Origin of the sequence: Halochromatium roseum (genome assembly GCF_016653315.1) — a bacterium.
In the GTDB taxonomy this organism is placed as follows: domain Bacteria; phylum Pseudomonadota; class Gammaproteobacteria; order Chromatiales; family Chromatiaceae; genus Lamprobacter; species Lamprobacter roseus.
Window position 1 is genome coordinate 37,567 of record NZ_NHSH01000082.1, and the last position, 20,487, is coordinate 58,053.

The 20,487-nt window shown below is 65.7% G+C and carries 16 protein-coding genes; 9 read left to right on the plus strand and 7 right to left on the minus strand.

Translation table 11 applies throughout. The annotated features are described in order from the left end of the window. Nucleotides 1-84: 84 nt before the first annotated feature. The 3 genes from CCR96_RS22900 (at nt 85) to CCR96_RS22910 (ending at nt 2,275) form a co-directional block, all read left to right on the plus strand. Entirely contained in the window at nt 85-495 is a 411-nt protein-coding gene (locus tag CCR96_RS22900; protein WP_420827292.1) for a S24 family peptidase, read from the plus strand. Nucleotides 496-596: 101 nt separating this feature from the next. Then, nucleotides 597-1,625 (plus strand): efflux RND transporter periplasmic adaptor subunit, encoded by a 1,029-nt coding sequence (locus CCR96_RS22905; protein WP_420827293.1) that lies wholly within the window; start codon nt 597-599, stop codon nt 1,623-1,625. A 110-nt stretch (nt 1,626-1,735) separates the two neighbouring features. Beyond that, nucleotides 1,736-2,275 carry a hypothetical protein gene (locus tag CCR96_RS22910; RefSeq protein ID WP_201224140.1) on the plus strand — a complete coding sequence of 180 codons (540 nt, stop codon included), beginning with the start codon at nt 1,736-1,738 and terminating at the stop codon, nt 2,273-2,275. 58 nt (nt 2,276-2,333) lie between these two features. Here CCR96_RS22910 and CCR96_RS22915 read toward each other — a convergent pair whose 3' ends face one another. The 6 genes from CCR96_RS22915 to CCR96_RS22940 all read right to left on the minus strand — a co-directional run bounded on the left by CCR96_RS22915 (nt 2,334) and on the right by CCR96_RS22940 (nt 8,272). Further along, nucleotides 2,334-2,471, minus strand: coding sequence for a hypothetical protein (locus tag CCR96_RS22915; protein ID WP_201224142.1), 138 nt, complete (start codon nt 2,469-2,471; stop codon nt 2,334-2,336). A gap of 148 nt (nt 2,472-2,619) precedes the next feature. Continuing rightward, nucleotides 2,620-3,618: a sodium:calcium antiporter gene (locus CCR96_RS22920; RefSeq protein WP_201224144.1), complete on the minus strand. Its 999-nt coding sequence runs from the start codon at nt 3,616-3,618 to the stop codon at nt 2,620-2,622. A gap of 102 nt (nt 3,619-3,720) precedes the next feature. After that, nucleotides 3,721-4,212, minus strand: coding sequence for a hypothetical protein (locus tag CCR96_RS22925; protein WP_201224146.1), 492 nt, complete (start codon nt 4,210-4,212; stop codon nt 3,721-3,723). Nucleotides 4,213-4,415: 203 nt separating this feature from the next. Further along, nucleotides 4,416-5,846: a sigma-54-dependent transcriptional regulator gene (locus tag CCR96_RS22930; protein WP_201224148.1), complete on the minus strand. Its 1,431-nt coding sequence runs from the start codon at nt 5,844-5,846 to the stop codon at nt 4,416-4,418. A gap of 91 nt (nt 5,847-5,937) precedes the next feature. After that, a complete protein-coding gene (locus CCR96_RS22935; protein ID WP_201224150.1) occupies nt 5,938-6,366 on the minus strand; it encodes a CBS domain-containing protein in 429 nt (142 codons plus the stop codon). Nucleotides 6,367-6,913: 547 nt separating this feature from the next. Then, nucleotides 6,914-8,272 carry an IS1182 family transposase gene (locus CCR96_RS22940; protein WP_201224152.1) on the minus strand — a complete coding sequence of 453 codons (1,359 nt, stop codon included), beginning with the start codon at nt 8,270-8,272 and terminating at the stop codon, nt 6,914-6,916. Between the two features lie 132 nt (nt 8,273-8,404). Between CCR96_RS22940 and CCR96_RS22945 the strand changes: the two genes are divergently transcribed. The 6 genes from CCR96_RS22945 to CCR96_RS22970 all read left to right on the plus strand — a co-directional run bounded on the left by CCR96_RS22945 (nt 8,405) and on the right by CCR96_RS22970 (nt 18,767). Further along, the gene (locus CCR96_RS22945) at nt 8,405-9,538 is read left to right on the plus strand and encodes an efflux RND transporter periplasmic adaptor subunit (RefSeq protein ID WP_201224154.1); all 1,134 of its coding nucleotides are present in this window, start codon (nt 8,405-8,407) and stop codon (nt 9,536-9,538) included. Beyond that, the gene (locus tag CCR96_RS22950; RefSeq protein WP_201224156.1) at nt 9,535-12,657 is read left to right on the plus strand and encodes an efflux RND transporter permease subunit; all 3,123 of its coding nucleotides are present in this window, start codon (nt 9,535-9,537) and stop codon (nt 12,655-12,657) included. The genes CCR96_RS22945 and CCR96_RS22950 overlap by 4 nt, the downstream gene beginning before the upstream one ends. A 102-nt stretch (nt 12,658-12,759) precedes the next feature. Continuing rightward, nucleotides 12,760-14,232, plus strand: coding sequence for a TrkH family potassium uptake protein (locus CCR96_RS22955; RefSeq protein WP_201224158.1), 1,473 nt, complete (start codon nt 12,760-12,762; stop codon nt 14,230-14,232). 116 nt (nt 14,233-14,348) lie between these two features. Then, nucleotides 14,349-15,023, plus strand: coding sequence for a potassium channel family protein (locus tag CCR96_RS22960; RefSeq protein WP_201224160.1), 675 nt, complete (start codon nt 14,349-14,351; stop codon nt 15,021-15,023). Nucleotides 15,024-15,329: 306 nt separating this feature from the next. Next, nucleotides 15,330-16,016 carry an EF-hand domain-containing protein gene (locus CCR96_RS22965; RefSeq protein ID WP_242519316.1) on the plus strand — a complete coding sequence of 229 codons (687 nt, stop codon included), beginning with the start codon at nt 15,330-15,332 and terminating at the stop codon, nt 16,014-16,016. A gap of 15 nt (nt 16,017-16,031) precedes the next feature. Then, nucleotides 16,032-18,767 carry a glycoside hydrolase family 31 protein gene (locus tag CCR96_RS22970; RefSeq protein ID WP_242519317.1) on the plus strand — a complete coding sequence of 912 codons (2,736 nt, stop codon included), beginning with the start codon at nt 16,032-16,034 and terminating at the stop codon, nt 18,765-18,767. A gap of 162 nt (nt 18,768-18,929) precedes the next feature. On the opposite strand, the gene gndA is transcribed toward CCR96_RS22970, so the two are convergent. Beyond that, nucleotides 18,930-20,468, minus strand: a complete 1,539-nt coding sequence (gene gndA / locus CCR96_RS22975) for an NADP-dependent phosphogluconate dehydrogenase (protein ID WP_201224164.1) — start codon at nt 20,466-20,468, stop codon at nt 18,930-18,932. Nucleotides 20,469-20,487: the final 19 nt, after the last annotated feature.

Below are 20,487 nucleotides of genomic sequence, written 5' to 3' on the forward strand. Positions count from 1 at the left end.
ACTTCGCCAGCAGCCGCGAAAGCGATCAACCCTCAGCCGGCTGCGCTCACGCAGCCCTCTGCTTGTAACATTAGATGAGGTCTCATGATGTCAGAACCCATGCTGGAAGGCACCGGCTGCAGTATGCACGAGCCCTATGCATTGCAGGTGCTCGGGCCGGATATGGAACCGGAGTTCCCAGACAAGTGCGTGGTGATCGTCGAGCCGACCGAGCAATGCCGCAGCGGCATGTATGTGTTCGTCGAGGTCGAGGGCGTGCGCTGGTTCCGCCAGTATCGGCGTGACGACCAGGGGCGCGAATGGCTGCTCGCGCTGAACGAGCGTTTCCCCGAGATCGAGCTGACGGGGCTGGAGTGGAAGGTGCTCGGCATCATCATTCAGCGCAACATCCGGCGTCGAATCAAGCACTACGAGTATCGCGACGCCGAGGGCGACTCGAGCAGCGCTCCAGTCACCCAGGTCAACGCCGTCGACATCACGCACCAAGGCGCGTGAGGCGCGCTCATAAGGTGCCAGGCCGGGATCGCTGTCGCAGCGGATGGCTCGGGCTGACCCAAACTTGGCTTCCGCCCGCTCTGCTCTGGCTGCCGCTACTGATCGCAGGCTGTGGTGATTCACCGTTTGAATCAACATCCTCCACCGACGCCGGAAGCACCAAGTCAGCGCGACCCACGACCGAACATCTGGTCACAACCATCAGCACCGAGCGCGCCTTGGTCTCGGTGCCACACGAGTGCCCCGGTAGCCTGCGTTTGCGCCGTCTCGTCAGACTGCACAGCCAGGAAGAGGGCCGTATCACCGAGTTCCAGGTCTTCGAGGGCGATGCGGTCGCGCAGCGGCAGACACTGATCCGACTCGAAGATGATCTGCTGCGCGCCGAGCTGGATGCGGCCCGCGCCACCGCCGCCCAAGAGCGGTTAGACCTCAAGCGCCTCGAGGGACTCGCCGGACGCGGCGGCGCCTCGGAGGATGAGATCGCGCAGGCCCGCACTGCGGTCGCCGTCGCCGAGGCCCAGGTGCGCGTTTTGGAAACACGGCTGGCCTTCACCGAGATCAGCGCCCCGTTCGCCGGCCTGGTCACCGCGCGGCTCGCCGAGCCCGGCGATTTTGTCACCAAGAACACCCACCTGCTCAGCATCGCCGACCCCGCATCATTGATCGCCGAGGTGCTGGTCTCGGAGCTGGTGCTGCCGCAGCTCAGCATTGGTGATCCGGTCCAGATCCGCATCGACGCGCTCGGCGGGTTGGTCGTGCCAGGTCGCATCCTGCGCATCCACCCCACGCTCTCCGAAACTGGCCGCCAGGCCATGGTCGAGATCACCTTCGAGCAGATCCCAGCCGGGGCGCGCGATGGACAGTTCGTCCGCGTCCGGTTCGAGAGCCGAGGGATTCCGCGTCTGATGGTCCCCTTCCGCGCCCTGCGCCAGGACCGGGATGGCCCCTTCGTCTGGATCATCGATGAAGCGGGCAAGGCCCAACGCCAGCCGGTTGATATCGGCCTCCGGATCACGGACCAGGTCGAGATTGTCGACGGCCTCGAGCCCGGCACCCAAGTCATCACGCGCGGCTTTCTTGGCCTCGCGGCCGGCAAGGAGGTGCGTGCGATCGAGACTAGCCGGCTCTAAACCGTTGCCGCATGCCCGTAGACCGGAAGCATTGTGGTTGGTGTTCGACCAAATGTTTATGTCACAGGCAAACGTGGCCGGCCGCGCTCGACGATCTGCTTAATGCCGGGATGGGCGCAGCCACTGATCGCCAGGGTGACGCCGCCCAGGCTGAGGATCAGCGCCTGTTCTGGCGGCTGACTGTCGAGCAGACCGGTGGAGAACAGGCCGGGGGCGAGGGTCTGTGGCTCGGTACCGACGACGATGACCTCGCGGCAGAGGCCGTGCAGATCCTGGATGAGTCGCGGGTCTGGGTGACCTTTCTGCCGTCCGCGACGGCTGCGGCGCTGGACGCGTCAGCGAGCCTCTCTTGGTGGTGCGGGGATGAGGCCCCGCGCCGCTCGCGCGAGGCGGTGACGCACCAGCTCGCGGAACGCAGCGGTGAGCCGCCCTCCTCGCTCTATCATGCCAGCGCGCAGTATGTCTCCTTTGTGCTCGAGCAGGCCGATGGGTTGGATGCGCCAACCGGTCCCATCGCTGCGCTGCAGGCCTGCGAGGGCCGGCTCAGTTTGGGTTATCTCGATGCCGATGGAGGGTTTGCTGAGACAGCCTTCGCGCTCGGTGGCGCAGCGGCCGCGATCGCTGAGGTCGCAGCCGTCGTTCGTCGCTGAGCATCATCGGGCGTTGGCCAGAAATCACCTGATGCCGCAGCCCTGACCCACTGGTGCATCAGCTGTCGCTGAGGCCATCGCGCCAATCCTGGTGGTTGCGCTGGCCGCTGCGCTGGGCTGGCGCACGACCTGGTGGCTGATCGCCGGGCTGCTGATCCTGCTGACTGGGGTCTTGCTCGGGCTGCTTGGGCGTCACTTCCCGGTGCGTCTCAGCCTCAAGGTCGACTCAGCCGATGAGCCCGCGCCTTGGACCCGGGCGCAGGTGCTGCGCGATCGGCGCTTCTATCTGATCCTGCCGACGCTGATGGGCGCGCCGTTCATCGCCACGGCGGTGTGTCTGCCGGTCACCAGCGCACCAGGATCGCTAGGCCAGCGAGGTAGCACACCAGCACGGCCACGCTCTCGAAACCGATGTTGGCGACACCGCTGCGCTCCCGGCGGATCAGACCCAACAACAGAATGGCGGTCAGCAATAGGGTCAGACTGATGATGAACAGCGGCTGTTCGCTGATCGCATGGTAGATCGAGCCCTCACGATAGGCGACATCAGCGAACACCAGGAACAGGACGTCGAAGGTATTGCCGCCGATGATTCCCCCAACGGCAAGGGTCAAGGCGCCTTGGCGCACCGCAGCGATCGCGGTCACCAGCTCCGGCAACGAGGTCGCCACGGCGGTGAACAGGCTGCCGACCAGGGTCTCCGAGAGCCCCGTATGGCGCACCAGTGCAATCCCGCTGACGCCAACCACCCAGCCGGCCACCGCAACGATCGCGGCAAAGAGCAAAAAGTGCATCCACACCCGCCAAGCGCCACGGGCACTGCGCTGGGCTTCGGCCGGGATGTCCTCGCGCGTGTTGGCGGTCTGCACTGGGGTCCAACCGGGAGCCTTGTTAGTCGCCGAGGCGAGCTTGAGGCCGAAGACGTAGAGCACCAGCACCACGACGGAGACTGGATGCACGCCGAAGAACGCGACCTCAGGCGCCGTCGCCGCCAGCAACGGCAGGGCGAGCAAGGCGCAGAGCAGAGCCCCATTGATCAGGTTGGTGACCGAGGCCGCTGCGTGCTCGAGGTTCGCGTCACGGTAGACCAGGTCGGCGACGACGAGGAACGCGGTCTGGGCCGCAATCCCGCCGACGGCATTGCCCACCGCCAGGTCAGCACGACCGGCGAGCGCCGTGGTGATCGACACCACCGTCCCCGGTAGCGAGGTCGTCGCCCCCAACAGCACGGCGCCGAACACCGCCTCGCCGAGGCCTGTGAGATCCGACAGCCGGTCAGCGATGGCGGCCAGCCGCGCGCCGGCGACGGCAATGACCAGCGCACCACACCCAAACAGCAACATTGTCACTGGGAGCGACAGCTGCTGCGGGCTCACTGCTCACTCACGGGCTGGGACGCCGGCGTATCGGCGCTGGCGAAGGCAAACCGGCGCAAGGATGCCTGCTCAATAGCTCGGACCGGGCGTCGCTTCCGCCACACCGGCTTTGGTCCAACCGTTGAAGATCACCGTCTCCAGGCCTTGCGCGGGGACAGTCACCTCGCGCACAAAGGTCTTCTCGAAGCCGTTCACAGCCACCTCATAACGGCCGGCTGGGAGCTTGGCCATCAACCAAGGGCCGGGGGAAAAGGCTCGCAATACCGGCACGCCATCGGGCGTGGTCAAGCTGACCGCGACATCCGCCAGATAGTTGCCCTCGGCAACCGCGAACTCGAGCTTCAGATTGTAATCGTCATACTCACGCATCAACGCCTCGCGGGCCGATTCCCCGACGCCACCGCTGACCCAAGGGGTGCCGCGGTAGGTGCCTTGATCGATTGGGATCTCCTCACCGCTCAGCTGGTTTTCCGCGGCAGTTTCCGCAGCGGCCGCCACACCGACGCCGCTCAGACCCAAGGCGATGGACAGGAGCGCGATGCGTTGTAACCAGGTGTTCATGATCAATCTCCTCAGTGCGTTAAAAGGGTATGACACTGAATGCAACCACCATGCCTACCTCCGAACTCGGCGCATCTTCCGCGTCCACCGCCTCCCCGCGCTTTGCACCCTTCCCTTTCCTCGGTCTCCCAGCGCTTGGCCCGCGCGTTGATGCGGGGCTTATCAACCAAGTGCGGGGCATTTGATGTCTTTGGGCAACCGCTTCAGTCAGGGCTCGGTGCCGCCGCAGACGGTGGCTCCGATGCCTCGCTTGTCAATCCATATTTCTGGCAGCGATAGCGCAGCGTCTCGCGCGTGGTGCCGAGGGCGCGGGCGGCGGCGGTGACGTTGTAACCGCTGCGCTCGAGCGCGGTGCGGATGATGTAGCGGTCCATCTCATCGAGCGACAGACTGCCATCGAGCGGGATCATCAACCGATCGCCCTCGATGCTCGGCCCGCTGCCCGGTGCGGCCGCCACCCCTTGGCCAAGCTGTAGCCATTCGATGGGGAAGACGCTGTCGCGCGCCAGCAACACGGCGCGCTCTACCACATTGCGCAGCTCGCGCACGTTGCCCGGCCAGTGGTAGCCGCGCATCTGCTCGTAGACCGCCGGCGGCACTTCACACACTTGGCGGCCAGAGCGGGCGTTGTATTCGTCGATCAACACCGGCACCAGTTGCTCGAGATCCTCGAGGCGCTCGCGCAGCGGTGGCAGGTCGAGACGGAACACCGAGAGGCGATGGAACAGGTCGCTGCGAAAGTCGCCGCTGCGCACGCGCTCCTCGAGACGCTGATTACTCGCGGCGATGATCTGCACATCGACCTCGATCAAGCGTTCGCCGCCGAGCCGGCGCAGACGCCGGTCCTCGAGCACGGTCAAGAGCTTGGTCTGCAGATCGAGCTCCATCTCGGCGATCTCATCGAGGAACAGGGTGCCTTCGTGCGCCTGTTCCAGATAGCCGCGATGGCGGCCCTTGGCGCCGGTGAAGGCGCCGGCCTCGTGGCCGAAGAGCTCGGATTCGAGCAGTTCGCGGGGCAGCGCCGCGCAGTTGACCTCGACCATGGGACCCTCGGCGCGCGGACCGCCGTGGTGGAGGATGCGCGCCACCAGGCCTTTACCGGTGCCGGTCTCACCGCCGATGATCAGAGCGCTGAACGGCACCTCGGCGAGCCGCGCGATCAGGCGGCGCGTCTCCTCGGTGGTCTTGCTACCGCCGAGATAGGCGCTTGGTGCATAGCGCCGGCGGCTGTCGCGGGTTTGGGTGTGCAGACGGCGCTGGGCCAGCGCGCTGCGCCGGGCACCGGCGACGACGAGATCGAGGCGGGAGAGTGGACAGGGCTTCTCGAGGAAATCATAGGCGCCGAGGTGCAGGGCGCGCACCGAGTCCGGTACGCTGCCATAGCCGGTCAGCAGGATCCATTCGCCGGGGATCTTCTGCGCGCGCAGGGTCTCCATCAGATCGAGCGCATTGCCATCCGGCAGACTCATGTCGGCCAGGATCACCAAGGGCTCGAGCTTGCGGCTGGTCAGGAGATCCCGGGCGCTCGACAACCGGCCAGCGACCTCGATATCCCAGCCCTGGCCGGAAAAATGGCGTTCGAACTCCTGTGCGAGGGCGTCCTCGTCTTCGAGAATGAGTAGGGAATCAGCCATCAGTGAATCCTTTGCATGCTGCGCGTTGACCAGGGTGCTTGTTCGCCATTATTCCTGTTCTCCGTTCCTGTTCTCCATCGCGAATCATCGATCAAGTCTCACCGCGGACGCGCTGATGCCATTCCAACTCGGGACCGGGGCTGGACGTGGATTCAGCGGCTTCCAACAGCCCAATCAGGTCGATGACACCCACCAGTCGTGGTCCCGACTCGACCACAAAGAGCGTATTCACGCGCTTGGACAGCATTAAACGCCGCGCGTCGTCGAGCCGGGTCTCGGGGCCACAGCTGACCGGCTCGCCGCGCATCAAGTGGCGGACGAGTGCGCGCGTCGGATCAAGCTCCCCGTTGACGGCCCGCGCAGCGACATCCAGCGAGTCGAGGACACCGATCAAGCGACCTTGGTCAACCACCGCCAAGCTACAGTATCCCGTCTCGCCGAATCGGCTCGCCGCTGCGGCCAATGTGCATTCCGGGTCGACCACCGGAAAGTCAGTGCGCATGGCGTTGATCAGTGTCATCAAGAAGCTCCCGGTCGATGCAGGTGTTGCCGTCGATAAGATGCAACTTCGATGCCGCACTCGCGCACTGAGTCATAGCGCCAGGTGGAGCGCGCCGGGCGCCTCACCTGTCTGCACAATCGGCTGATATCAACCGTAGACTGGTTGAAATGACCCATCCTGGTTCGAGCCCTGGGTACCTTGCCACCCTTGCTGCCAGGGTTGCAAATGCGCTTGCATGCTGATTGAGCACATCGGTCACTCGCCGATGCGCGGCAGCGGCACGCCAGCCGGTTATGCACGCGTTCGCCGGTGCTGCGGCCGGAAACCAAGCGCAGACAGGCACGCAAGTTGCGACAGCGGAGGTTGCGATCGGGCGAAGGCTGCGATCGATCGACGAATATTGCTAGCAGAGGAGACTGAGGTGACAACGATCAAGAGGAACCTGCTCATCCTGCTAGGCCTAGCAGCCTGTCGGACTTAACGAACAGAATCGCCTTCTGATCCCCTTCAGGGTCGAAAAATGACGCTATTTTGGCAAAAAACGCTGTTTTTCTCGGTATTTTCCTTATGCTAGGCGCAGCACGGCCATGCGTTTGAGATTCCACGCCAGGCACACCAGGGTCCATTCGCCTTGGACGTTCTGCAGCCCACGGGTCAGGAACTGACGAAATCCCATCACGGATTTGATGATCCCAAACACCGGCTCGACGGTCTGCTTGCGCAGCGCATAGGCGGCCCGCCCGACGCGGCTCTTGAGTCGATGCGCCATGCGTTCGACCGGGGTCGCTTCGAGCGTCACCGCGGCGGGCTCGCTGAAGCGCTCTGACCAATGGGGGTGATGTTCATCGCGCTTCATGGCGATCAACGGTGCGATTCCAGCGGCCTCGCAGACCTCGACGTTGTGCTCACTGAAATAGCCGTTGTCGGCGATAACGTCCTCGGGGTGGTTGAGCCCCTCGGGCAGGGCCTGCACGCCTTCGATCAGGGGGGCGACCTGCTCCTTGTCATTGCCCGCTTGGGTCACCTGCGCCACCATCACGAGCATGGACGCGGTATCGACGACGGCCTGGGCGTTGTAGCACTGCTCGAAACCGCCACCGGCGACGTGCATGATGCGCGATTCTGCATCGGTGAGGTTGATCTGGTCCTCGGCGCGGGGCTCGGGCGAGGGCGCCTTAGGGGCCTTGCCACCGGGCTTGCGCCCACGGGCCGCGGCCTTGGCCGCGCGCGCGGCAAGCTTGGCCTCGTAGGCGGCCTGCTCCCGGGCGAAGCGCTCGGCGGCGCGTGCCTCGATTTGGCGCTTGGCCTCGGCGATCGCGGCCAGACGTGCTTCGCGGCGCTGCAATTCCTCGGGGATGCTCATCCCTTCGGCAACGTTGCGCCCATCGGCCTGCTCGGCCAAGGCCAGCAACTCCTGGACTTCGCCTTTGAGTTGCGCCTCGATGGCCTCGGCATGCCCGTATGACAGGGCGCTGTGGCGGCTGGCGTTGGCGTGAATCTTCGTCCCATCCAGGCTCACCTGGCCGAAGCGACTGAACTGATGCGCGTGCGCAACCTCCAGCACTTGCACGAACACCGCCTCGAATTCCACCCGGAAGCGCTTCCGAAAGGTCGCCAGGGTGTCATGATCGGGGTGCTGATTGCAGGCGATGAAGCGAAAGGCCACCGAATCAAACGTGGCCAACTCGATCTTGCGACTGGAGTAACAGCCCGTGGCGTAGCCGTAGATCAACAGCGAGAGCATCATCGCTGGGTGATAGGGCAAGCTCCCGCGTCCGGCGTACGCTTGGATCAGGGGGCTCAGATCCAGCGCTTCCACCACCTCGACGATGTAGCGCGCCAGATGACCCGCGGGCAGCCAGTCCTGTAACGACAGGGGCAGCTCTAACGGGCGGTCGCGATCGATGGAGCGGAAGTTGGGCATCGGCGTTTGTCCTGAAGCGGGACGACAGTCTACCAAGTCGGCAAGCGGGCGGCGGTAGCAAAGTCCGACAGGCTGCTAGGACTTGCGGTCATCCTCGCACTTGGCTGGTGGAACCGAGCGGCCCTCCTCGCGTTGATCGAGTCGCCTGCGTCAACAGAGACAGCGCAGCAGCAACCCGCGCCAGTGGTCAAGGTCGCCCCCGTTGAGCAAGCCGAGATCGAAGCGCGCATTCAGGCAACCGGCACCCTTAAAGCAGCCGAGACGCTAACCCTCACCGCGCGCTCCCGCGGACGCGTAGAGGCGGTGCACTTCGACGAAGGCAGCGAGGTCAGCAAGCACCAGGCGCTGGTCCTGCTCGAGCGCAAGCGCGCCCAGGCGGCGGTGCGCGAGGCCTCCGCACGCGTCGCGCAGACGGCGCGGCAGTTGGAGCGGTTTGAAACGCTCGCTGCCGATTCCTTTGTCTCCGAGACCGAGCTCGAGCAGGCCCGCGCGACCGCTAGCGAGGCGCGCGCGGCATTGCAAGTCAGCAGCGAAGACCTCGCCGACCGGATCATCGAGGCGCCGTTCGACGGGCTGATCGGCCGCAGGCTCATCAGCCCCGGCGCCCTGCTCGAGCCTGGCATGGCCATCGCATCGCTCAGCCGCACCGCGCCCTTGGACCTGCTGCTCGACGTGCCCGGCAAGGAGCTGGCGAAGATCGAGACCGGACAGCAGGTCATCGCCACCACTCCTGCCTACCCGCAGCAGCGCTTCGAGGGCCGAGTCACCTTCGTCGCACCCGAGGTCGCTGAGGACACCCGAACCCTGGCGCTCGAGGCCACCTTCGACAACGCCGATCATCAGCTCAAGCCGGGCCTGTTCATGACCGCCGAGCTGGTCACCGACCGCCGCGAGATCCTCCGGGTGCCGGAGGCCGCGGTGATCGCGCAGGGACCAACGAACCACCTGTTTGTCGTCGACACCAAGGACGCCGCCAGCCAGGCGCGCGTCCGCCGGCAGCCGGTGCAGACCGGCATCCGCCGAGACGGCTGGGTCGAGATCACCCGCGGTGTCAGCGCCGATGAGCGAGTGGTCGTCGAGGGCCTGCAGCGTCTGCGCGATGGCATCGCGGTTCACATCGGGGACGACCGGAAGCGGCCAAACACGCAGTCACAGGCCAGCAAGCGCGGACCAGACGAGCTTGCCGAGCCGCCTGATTCATCGTCCGGCTTCTCCGCTGGCTCTGCGTCCGACTCGGGACAAACGGCCAAGGGTGATAGCCCATGAAGCTCACCACCCTCGCCGTCACCCGGCCGGTGGTCGCCACCGTCGTGTCGCTGCTGGTCATCGTCATCGGGCTTGCCGCCGTGCTCAATCTGCCTGTGCGCGAATACCCAGACGTCGACGACCCGACCATCACCGCGACCATCGTCTATCCGGGCGCCGCCGCCGAGGTGGTCGAACGCGAGATCACCGAGCCGATCGAGGAGGCGGTGAGCGGCATCGACGGCGTGCGTCAGATCCGCGCCAGCTCGCGCGACGGGCGGGCGCGCATCGAGGTCGAGTTCTCGCTGAATCGCGATCTAGATCTTGCCGCGGCCGACGTGCGCGATCGCATCTCGACCGTGCGCAACGAGCTGCCGGACGAGGCCGAGGACCCCGAGATCAGCCAGCAATCGCTGCAGGCCCAGGTGGTGATGTGGGTCACGCTCACCAGTGACGAGCTGGACCGGCTCGCACTCTCCGATCTCGCCGACCGGGTGCTGGTCGATCAGCTCTCGACCGTGCCCGGCGTCGCCCAAGTCCTGTTCGGCGGCGAGCGCCGCTACGCGATGCGTATCCATCTGGATCTGCAGCGCCTAGCCGCCCATCAGCTCACCGTACTGGATGTCGAGCAGGCCTTGCGCGCCCGCAATCTCGAGCTACCGGCCGGGCGGTTGATTAGCGACACCCGCGAGCTGACGCTGCGCACCATGACCGAGCTGGAGCGCCCACAGGCCTACCGCGAGCTGATCATCGCCGAGCGCGACGGCGCCGAGATCCGCCTCGCCGAGGTCGCCGAGATCGAGTACGGTCCTGAGAGCTACCGCACCGCGGTGCGGCTCAACGGCAAGGACGCCATCGGCCTGGGCGTCGTGCGCCAGTCGGGCTCGAATCTGGTTGCCATCTCGGCCGAGGTCCGCGCCGAGCTCGAGGCCCTCTCCGCCCGCATTCCCGACAGCGTCTCGGTCAACATCCCCTACGATGCCGCAACCTTCGTCGAGGCCTCGATCCGCCAGATCCTGAATACCCTCTTGCTGACCATTGCCCTGGTCATTTTAGTGGTCTTCGTCGCGCTCGGCTCCTGGCGGGCGACGCTGGTGCCGGCGGCGACCATTCCGGCCTCGGTCATTGGCGCCTTCATCCTGCTCTGGGCGCTCGGCTACTCGATCAATGTCCTGACCCTACTGGCGTTGATCCTGGCCATCGGCATGCTGGTCGACGATGCGATTGTCGTCGGCGAGAACGTGTTTCGCTTCTCGGAGCAAGGCAAGCCCCGGCTATTGGCGGCCGACCTCGGCGCCGGTGAGGTGGCGTTCGCGGTCATCGCCACGACGGTGGTGCTGCTTGCGGTGATCACCCCACTGGCCTTCCTCACCGGCGATTCGGGTCGCTTGTTTAGTGAGTTTGCGGCCGGGCTCGGCGGCGCGCTCGGCCTCTCGAGTCTGATCGCGCTGACCATCGGGGTGACCGTCGCCTCGAAGCTGATCGACGCCGAGCGCATCGAGGCCAGCCCGCTGCGCCGGCGCGTCGGTGGCCTGTTCGAGTCCCTGAGCCGAGGCTATCTGCGCCTGCTCAAGGGCGTGCTCGCGGCGCGTTGGCTGGTGGTGATCTTAGCGCTGCTGCTGCTCGCTGCCACCGTCTGGCTCTATCGCGAGCTGCCGCGTGAGCTCTCGCCCCGCGAGGATCGCGGCGCCGTGTTCATCCCGGTGGCGGCCCCGGAGGGCACGACGCTCGACGCCATGGTCGCGATCCTCGAGCGGATCGAAGCGGTGCTGCTGCCATTGACCGACGAGGATGGCTCTGGAGAAAGCGGACCCGCCGAACATGTGATCTCGTTGGTCGCGCCGCGCAGTGCTGGCCAGGGCCCGGTCAACAGCGGCATCGTCATCCTCAAGCTCAAGCCTTGGAGCCAACGTGAGCAGAGCCAGTTTGCCGTGACGCGCCAACTGCTGCCCAAGCTGGCCGGGATCACCGGCGCTCAGGCGTTTGCGGTCAATCCGCCCAGCCTCGGCGGCGAAGGCTTCCAGCAACCGGTGCAGATGGCCATCACGGGTCCTAACTTGGAGGAAGCGCATCGCTTGGCGCAGGAGGTCTTGAAAGAGGCGCGCCAGGTTCCGGGCATCGCCCAGGCGCGCCTCGACTTCCAGCCCACCAATCCGCAGCTGCGCATCCAGGTCGACCGCGACCGCGCCGCGGCACTCGGCATCTCGCCAGCCGATATCGGACGCACGCTGCAGATCCTGATGGGCGGTGAGGACATCACCGACTTCTCGATCGCCGCCGAGACCTATGAGGTGATGGTGCGCGCGCGGCGCGCGGACCGAATGTCCCCTGATGACCTCGGCGAGGTCTATGTACGGGCCGAGGATGGCGCGCTGGTGGCCTTGTCCGGGCTCATCAAAACAGAGCTGGTCGGCCGCGCGGCCGAGCGCCTGCGGGTCGATCGGCTGCCGGCGGTCACCCTCCAGGGCTCGCTCGCCGGCGGCGCCGCGCTGGGCGAGGTGCTCGACGCACTCGCCGAGCGCGCCCGCCCCCTGCTGCCCGACGATGTGCAGATCAAATGGCTCGGCGTGAGTCAGGACTATCAACGCTCCGGTCGCGCCTTTCAGCTCGCCTTCCTACTCGCGCTGACCATCGTGTTCTTGGTGCTGGCGGCGCAGTTCGAGAGCTTCATCCAGCCTATCGTGTTGCTCGCGGGTGTGCCATTGGCGTTATTCGGGGCCTTGCTGGCCCTGCTCATCGCCGGCGGCTCGATCAACCTCTACAGCCAGATCGGCTTCATCCTGGTGGTCGGCATCATGGCCAAGAACGCGATCCTGCTGGTCGAGTTCATCAATCAGCTGCGCGATCGCGGTGAAGACCTGCGCCCCGCGCTTGAAGGCGCCGCGCGCATCCGCTTCCGGCCGATCCTGATGACCTCGATCGCGACCCTGTTCGGTGCCCTACCCCTGGCGCTGGCCTTCGGCCCCGGCGCCGAGACGCGGCGCATCATCGGACTGGCGATCCTCGGCGGCGTGCTCGCCGCCACGCTGCTGACGCTGTTCCTGGTGCCGGTGCTCTATCTTCTGCTCGCCAAACGCAGCGCCCCCCGCTCCGCGCTCGCCGATGCGCTTGCCAAGCAGCATGCCGAGGCGAAGACTTAGGAGCCTCTCGATCAGCAGCAGCCGTCTCAGTCAGCACGGCAGCACGACCAAGACGCCCAATACCGATAACGTCATTGAAAACCACCTGGACGCCGAGGCGCCATGACCGAACGCGCAGCAAGCAGCTTGATGCGGGCCGCCCGGCTGCCAGTCGTGCTGGGGACCTTGGGCCGCCTGCTGCTCGTCCTCGCCGCGCTCTCGCTCCCCCCTGCGCTCGTGGCCTGGAGCCACGCGAGCACCGAACTGGCCTTGCGCCTGACGGCAACCGCCGCCGCGCTGCTCGTCTTGGGTTGGCGGGTCTCGCGGCTGCGACCGCTGCGCGCTGAGGACAGCGATATCCAATGGAACGAGGCGCTCGCCGTCACCGGACTGGCCTTCCTGATCGCCGCGCTGGTCATGGTCTGGCCCTTGATGGCCGCGGGTCTCGGCGGGATCGACGCCTTGCTCGAAGCGACATCCGGCGTCACCACCACCGGGCTGACGGTGCTGCGCGGCCTCGATCAGGCCGATCCGGCCGTGCTGTTCCTGCGCGCCTGGATGCAATGGTACGGCGGGCTCGGGATCGCCGTGCTTGCCGTCGCGCTGATCATGCGCCATCACGCCAGTGCGCGCCGGCTGCTCGAAACTACCGGGGAGCGGCTCACCGACGCCGGTGCTCGCGGTCATGCCCGGCGTGTCTCGGCGGTCTATCTTGCGCTGACCCTGATCGCGATTACCGCCGTCTGGATGACTGGCCTGGCGCCGCTCGAGGCCTTGCTGTACGCGCTCCCTGCGGTCGCTACCGGCGGCTTCGCCCCGTCCGACCAGAGCCTCGCCGGATTACCTGGCGCCACGGTCGCGACGCTCTCGCTGATCACCGTTGCCTCGGCGGTGAGTCTCCCACTGTATGCACGGCTGCCTCACCGCGGCCTGCGCGCGCTCGAGCAGGAGCCGGAGCTGATCGCGCTGCTCGGCGCCATCCTGATCACCGCGCTGCTGCTCAGCGTCATCGCAGCGCTGACGAGCGGCTTGCCCTGGCTGCAGGCCTTGGGTCAGGGCTTTTCGCTGGGGGTCTCGGCGCAGACCGATACCGGCTTCAGTACCACCGAGGTCGGCGACCTGCCAGCGGCCTCGCAGCTGGTGCTGATGACCTCAATGAGCATCGGCGGCTGCACCGGATCGACGGCCGGCGGGATCAAGCTGATTCGGCTGCTGATCATCATGCGACTGGTGCAGCTGGCCTTGCGCCGCACCGCGATCGCCGAGCGCGCCGTGCTGCAGGCGCAGGTCGGCGGCACGCGCATCGCGCCGTCGATGGTCACCGCAACCTTGCAGCTGATGGCCTTGTGGGCGATGGTGCTGCTGACCTCCTGGCTCGCCTTTCTAGCTCTTGGCCAGCCGCCGCTCGCTAGCCTGTTCGAGGTGGTCTCGGCCACCGCCAACGCCGGTCTCTCGGCTGGACTCACCAGCGCCGAGCTGCACCCGGTGCTGAAGCTGGTGCTCTGCGCCGATATGCTGTTTGGACGCGTGGAGGTGGTGGCGCTGCTGGTGGTGCTGTATCCACCGACCTGGCTCGCGCGTAAACGCAACCCTTAATCGGGTAACCGGTGTTCATCAACCGCTTGCCGACTTGATGCCAACTTGAGCGCCTCCTATCGAGCACGAAGCGCGACGCAGACAAAGGGCAGATCCTTAACCTGAGCGCCAACACCATGAGAGCCGCATTTATCGGTAGCAATTCGCTGACCCTCTCCACGGCCGAGCTGCTGCTCGAGGATGGTCACCAGGTGATCATCATCGAGCGCGATCGCAACCGCATCAACGACCTCTCTGAGCGCTTCGATGCCGGATTCGTCCACGGCGACGGGACCATGCCGGATGTGCTGCGCGACGCCGAGCCGGAGAACACCGATGTCCTCTTCTGCCTAATGGAAAGCGACCAGACCAACATCCTGGCCGGCCTCATCGGTCGCTCGCTCGGGTTCGCTCGAGTGGTGCCACGCGTGAATGATCCGCAGTTCCAGCATATCGCCGATGAGCTCGGGCTTGAGGACAGCATCATGCCTAACCGGGCGGTCGCCACGCACCTGAAGCAGATGCTCGCGGGCGGAAAATCGCTAGAGCTCTCCTCGGCGATCCGTGGGGACGCGGCGATCTTCAGCCTCACCGTCGAAGACAGCGAGAAAGGTCGGATCGAGGAGCTTGATCTGCCAGACCGCACCCATGTCCTGTGCCTCTACCGCAATGAGGCGTTCTACTTAGCCGACGAGGTTAAGGTGCTCAAACCGGGCGACGAGGTCATCCTGATCACCAGCCACCAGCAGCTCCCCAAGCTCGAGCAACGCTTCGAGCACAGCGAGGGAGGTGAGCAGCTGAAGGCGGATTGAGGCGGCCGAATCCAATCGGATGCCGACACTCAGCCCGCGAGCGAAGGCGAGCGATGGCATCTGATGAGCGCCGAGAGCTCGCGGCAGGTCTCGAGACCGACAGGCTGTCCGCTTTGATGTCGCACTGTTGAGGCCGCACTGCAGAATCTTAAGGCCAGGCCGCAGAATCGGCTTCATAGTTGCATCACAGCATGCGTCCGGCGATGGCTCAGACGGACGATGGCTCACACTGAGCCAGTCAGCGCGGCCAGTCAGTGCGGCAACCGCAGCCGGTCAGCCTCAACCCAACCAACGATGGAGATAGCCATGAGATTCACCAAAGCCACCACACTCAGCTTGACCTTGACCTCGGCGCTGAGCCTGTCCGCGCTCGCCCCAGTGCTTGCCCAGGACGGCGCACCACCGGGAGCCGGCATGCGCGATCCGATGAGATTCACCGAACTCGACCGCAACGATGACGGCATCGTGACCGAAGAGGAATTCGACCAGGCGCGCTCCGAGCGCCGTGCAGCCCGCTCCGAAGCCGGCGCGCCGATGCGCGGAATCACCAATGCGCCCGAGTTCAGCGACATCGACCAGGACGGCGATGGCCAGCTCACCGTCGAGGAGTTTGCGGACTTTCGAGCCCAACGCATGGGCAGCCGTGGCGGTATGGGACCAGGCGCTGGTCTGGGCGCGGGCGGCATGGGCGGTGCCGGACAGGGACGCGGGATGGGACCAGGACAGGGAATGGGGCCTGGCATGGGCCGGATGGGCGGACAGATGCCGACGTTCGCGTCCTTCGATGCCGATGGCGACGGCATGCTCAGCAAGGATGAATTCGAGACAGGCCGGGCCAAGCGCATCAAAGAACGCTCGCAACAGGGCTATCAGATGCGCAACCTCGCCAACGCGCCCGCCTTTGAAGAGATCGATCAAAATGGCGACGGCCAGATCGACAAGGAGGAGTTCGAGAGCGCCCAAATGCAGCATCGCAACATGATGCGGCCCTAACGACCGATCGCTGAGATGCCGGACCATGCCGAGCTGACACCTGGTCGCGTCTGCCATTGGCAGGCGGGGCCAGGGTCGATCATCGCCGAGCACGCGCAGGCGCTGACCCGCATCGATGCCATCGCGGACGATATCCTGCGCATCCGGGTTGCGCCCGCTGGTCGGCTTGCGACCAGCCACAGCTGGCAGGATGCGTCTCGATCGCTTGTCGGCGGCCGACTCTCGGTTGAGGAGCGAGCGCATGCCCTGCATCTCGAGACCGGTGCGATGCGGGCCAGGCTTGATCTCGATACGGGCGCCCTCTCGCTCGGCAACGCCGACGGCGCCGTCTATGCCAGCGATCTCGCCCCGGTGCGCTGGCGTCCCGTCGAGCGCCACAAGATCCCGACTCTGGCCCCAGCGCTCGCACCAGCTGTCGCCTCGACCGTCGCACCAGCTACCGCCCCGAGCGTCGTGTCAGCTGCTGCATCGACCGCCGCGCCCGCCGCTACCCCGAGCGTCTCACCAGCAACCGCACCGACCACCAGCCGGCAAGCCAACAGCGGCTGGTCGACCGGTCTCGCGACCACCGGGCTCTGGCTGCAGAAGGCACTGGACCCGCAGGAGGGCCTGTTCGGCTGCGGTCAGCGCTTCGGGGCGCTGAACCGACGCGGCCAACGGCTGGCGCATTGGACCACGGACATTCACTCGCCAGGACTGGGCGTGGTCGACGGTTGCCTCTACCAATCGCACCCGGTACTGCTCGCGCTGCGGCCCGGCCTCGCCTGGGGACTGATGCTCGGCTCGAGCGGGTACAGCCACTTCGACCTCGGTGCCGAGCGGCCCGACGCGCTGGGTCTCTTCAGCCTGGGCGGCGAGCTTGACTACTATCTCTTCGCCGGCCCAACCCCGGCCGCCGTGATCGAGCAGATCACCAGACTGTCCGGTCGGCCGGCCCTGCCGCCGCTCTGGGCACTCGGCTATCACCAATCGCGCTGGGGCTACCGCAGCGACGCCGAGATCCGTGCGATCGCCAACGAGTTCCGCGGTCGTCGCATCCCGATCGACGCGATTCATCTCGACATCGATTACATGGACGGCTTTCGCGTCTTCAGCTGGGACCGCAAGCGCTTTTCGAGCCCGCGCGCCACCGTCGAAGCCCTGCATCGGCAAGACATCCAAGCGATCACCATCATCGACCCGGGGGTCAAATACGAGCCTGAGATCGAGGGCGCTAACCTCAACCATCTTGGCAATCTTGAAGCCCCAGGATTCGGCCATCCTCGCTCCGAGCGACCGGATGGCCGCATCGGCTCCAGTTACCCGGTTTTGGAGACCGGACTGCGCGGCGACCATTTCATCCGCCGCCCGGATGGCAAGCTGTTCACCGGTTATGTGTGGCCCGGCGCATCGCTGTTTCCGGACTTCTGCCGCACGAGCACGCGCCGCTGGTGGGGCGATCTAAACGCGGGTCTGCTCGCTGCCGGGGTTGATGGCATCTGGTGCGACATGAACGAGCCTGCGATCGTCGATCGCCCCTTCGAGGTCCCAGGCTCCACCGCGCTGGCGATTCCACTGGATGCCAGACAGGGTGACGACGCCGAGACCTGCCACGCCGAGGCCCACAATCTCTATGGAACCCTGATGGCACGGGCCACCTATGAGGGCCTGCAGCGGCTCCGTCCACAACGCCGACCCTGGGTACTGACGCGATCCGCCAGCATCGGCGCCCAACGCTGGGCCGTCAGCTGGATGGGCGACAACGCCTCCAGCTGGGAGGATCTGCGCACCAGCCTACCGCAGCTCGCGAGCATGGGGCTCAGCGGCTCGCCGCATGTCGGCGTTGATATCGGCGGCTTCTACGGCGCTTGCGACGGCGAACTCTTCGCCCGCTGGATCGAGCTGGGCGCCTTCTACCCATTCATGCGCGCCCATGCCTACTACGGCAGCCCGCCGCAGGAGCCCTGGGCATTCGGCGATGAGATCGAGGCCGTCGCGCGGATCGCGATCGAGCGCCGTTACCAGTTCTTACCCTATCTCTACACCTTGGCGCACCGTGCCCACCGCACTGGCGAGCCGATCCTGCGACCATTGCTCTACGACTTCCCGCAGGCGACCGAGCTGCACGAGATCGAAGACCAGTTGATGGTTGGTCCGCTGCTGATGATCGCACCGGTCTGCGAGCCGGGCGTCAGCGAGCGGGAGGTTCTCCTGCCGCCTGGCGCATGGTACGACTTCCATACCGGCAGGCGGATTGACAGCGGTACGCCTACAGCGCGCGCCGCCGATGTTGGCGCTAATGCCAATGCCAATGCCATGAATCGACGCTGTCTGCTACCGGCACCGCCGGGTCGCATGCCGATTCTGGTCCGCGGCGGCAGTTGCTTGACGCTTGGGCCGAGACGACAATCGACGCTCGAGCCGCTGACCGAGCTGACACTCGAGGTCTATCCAGATGAGGGACAGAGTGGCTCTTGGACGCTGATCGAAGACGCCGGCGATGGCGAAGACGATGGCAATGACACGCAAGCCGAAACCGCGTTAACGGTGACAACCGAACACGCGGGACCGACGCTCATGATTGGACCGCGCCAAGGCGGCTGGCAGCCGCATCCCCGCCAACTCGTGCTGCGATTACACTTGGCTCAACAACCCGAGCAGGTGCTGCTCGACGGTGTCCCCCAAGACGACTGGCGGTGGGATCAAGCAGATCACGCTGCGGTGGTGTCGCTCGACGACGATGGCGAAGCGCATCAGCTGAGCGCAGAATGAACTGCATCGATCTCTGGCGTCACCGTGACCGCCGGCGATGAACGAATCCTGCGTCTTCAAGCGACGTATTGGACACCGCTGCCGAGGTCGGCATCGATGTCGTCCTAAATCCACAGCCGCTACACAGCAAGCACAATCACATCACAGCCAAATCTGACGATATCAAGCCTCACGCTGCGGACGCTCCGGATCGGGCCAGTCGATGTGGAAGAAGCGCCCACGGGGTTGATCAACCCGTTCATAGGTGTGGGCGCCAAAGTAATCGCGCTGGGCCTGGAGCAGGTTCTGCGGCAGGCGTGCCGAGCGATAGCTGTCGTAATAGGCCAGCGATGCCGCGAAGGTTGGCGCTGGCACGCCCTGCTGGGCCGCCAGCGCGACGACCTTGCGCCAGTGGGGCTGGGCGCGGTCGATGGCCTCTTTGAAATGCGGGGCAAGCAGCAGATTGGCCAGCTCGGGCTCATACCGATAGGCCTCAGTGATCTTCTGTAGGAAGTCTGCGCGGATGATGCAGCCGCCGCGCCAGATTCCCGCGATCTCGCCGAAATCGAGCGTCCAGCCGTACTCGGCCTGAGCCGCGCGCATGAGCTGAAAGCCCTGCGCGTAGGAACAGATCTTGGCGCAATAGAGGGCGTCGTGGATGGCCTCCAGTAAGGCCTCCCGCTCCTCCTCAGCCACCTGCTCTCTTGCCGGATCAGATTCGGGGTCAGAGTCGGGACCGGCAAGGATCTTGGTAGCCTCGACACGCTCCTCCTTGAAGGCGCTGATGCAGCGGGCGAAGACCGCCTCGGCGATCGTCGGTGCCGGTACGCCCATGTCGAGGGCGTTGATGCTGGTCCACTTGCCGGTGCCCTTCTGGCCAGCCGCATCGAGGACGACGTCGACGAAGGGCTCGCCGGTGACCGGGTCGGTCTGCTGCAGTACATCGGCGGTGATCTCGACCAGATAGGAGTCGAGCACGCCCTCGTTCCAGCGCGCAAAGGTCTGGCCGATCTCGGCCGGACGCATGCCAGCGAGGCGCTGCATCAGGTCATAGGCCTCGCAGATCATCTGCATGTCGCCGTACTCGATGCCGTTGTGCATCATCTTGACGTAGTGACCAGCGCCGTCCGGGCCGATGTAGGCGGTACAGGGCTCGCCACCTTCGATCGGCTTGCCGGGCTTGGCGCCGAGCAGCGGCTTGCCCGTGTCGGGATCGACTTTGGCGGCGATCGCCGTCCACACCGGCTCCAGCGCCTTCCAGGCATCCTCTTGGCCGCCGGGCATCAGCGAGGGCCCAAAGCGCGCGCCCTCCTCGCCGCCGGAGATGCCGCTGCCGATGAAGCGCAAGCCGCGCTCGGCGAGCCGCTGCTCGCGCGCGATGGTGTCGGTCCACTTGCTGTTGCCGCCATCGATGAGGATGTCGCCCTCGTCGAGCAATGGTGCGAGCTGTTCGATGACGGCGTCGGTGCCGCTGCCGGCCTTGACCATGACGATGAGCTTGCGCGGCCGCTTCAACGAGGCCACCAACGCCTCGAGCGTTGCGCAACCAACCAGGCCGCCAGGCGTGTCTGGATGGCTGTCGACGAAGGCCTCCATCTTCTCGGTGGTGCGGTTGTAGACCGAGATGCGAAAGCCGTGGTCGGCGATGTTGAGCGCCAGGTTCTGGCCCATCACCGCCAGGCCGATGAGGCCGATCTCGGAGGGTTGGTCGTTTGCTGCCATGATGTCTTCCCGCTTTCTC

Excerpts from the sequence above, each read along its gene's own strand:
- CCR96_RS22910 (WP_201224140.1), top strand. The coding sequence starts at position 1,736 with ATGGGCGCAGCCACTGATCGCCAGGGTGACGCCGCCCAGGCTGAGGAT.
- CCR96_RS22950 (WP_201224156.1), top strand. The coding sequence starts at position 9,535 with ATGAAGCTCACCACCCTCGCCGTCACCCGGCCGGTGGTCGCCACCGTC.
- CCR96_RS22900 (WP_420827292.1), top strand. The coding sequence starts at position 85 with ATGATGTCAGAACCCATGCTGGAAGGCACCGGCTGCAGTATGCACGAG.
- CCR96_RS22955 (WP_201224158.1), top strand. The coding sequence starts at position 12,760 with ATGACCGAACGCGCAGCAAGCAGCTTGATGCGGGCCGCCCGGCTGCCA.
- CCR96_RS22920 (WP_201224144.1), bottom strand. The coding sequence starts at position 3,618 with ATGTTGCTGTTTGGGTGTGGTGCGCTGGTCATTGCCGTCGCCGGCGCG.
- CCR96_RS22935 (WP_201224150.1), bottom strand. The coding sequence starts at position 6,366 with ATGACACTGATCAACGCCATGCGCACTGACTTTCCGGTGGTCGACCCG.
- CCR96_RS22960 (WP_201224160.1), top strand. The coding sequence starts at position 14,349 with ATGAGAGCCGCATTTATCGGTAGCAATTCGCTGACCCTCTCCACGGCC.
- gndA (WP_201224164.1), bottom strand. The coding sequence starts at position 20,468 with ATGGCAGCAAACGACCAACCCTCCGAGATCGGCCTCATCGGCCTGGCG.
- CCR96_RS22940 (WP_201224152.1), bottom strand. The coding sequence starts at position 8,272 with ATGCCCAACTTCCGCTCCATCGATCGCGACCGCCCGTTAGAGCTGCCC.
- CCR96_RS22965 (WP_242519316.1), top strand. The coding sequence starts at position 15,330 with ATGAGATTCACCAAAGCCACCACACTCAGCTTGACCTTGACCTCGGCG.
- CCR96_RS22925 (WP_201224146.1), bottom strand. The coding sequence starts at position 4,212 with ATGAACACCTGGTTACAACGCATCGCGCTCCTGTCCATCGCCTTGGGT.
- CCR96_RS22970 (WP_242519317.1), top strand. The coding sequence starts at position 16,032 with ATGCCGGACCATGCCGAGCTGACACCTGGTCGCGTCTGCCATTGGCAG.
- CCR96_RS22930 (WP_201224148.1), bottom strand. The coding sequence starts at position 5,846 with ATGGCTGATTCCCTACTCATTCTCGAAGACGAGGACGCCCTCGCACAG.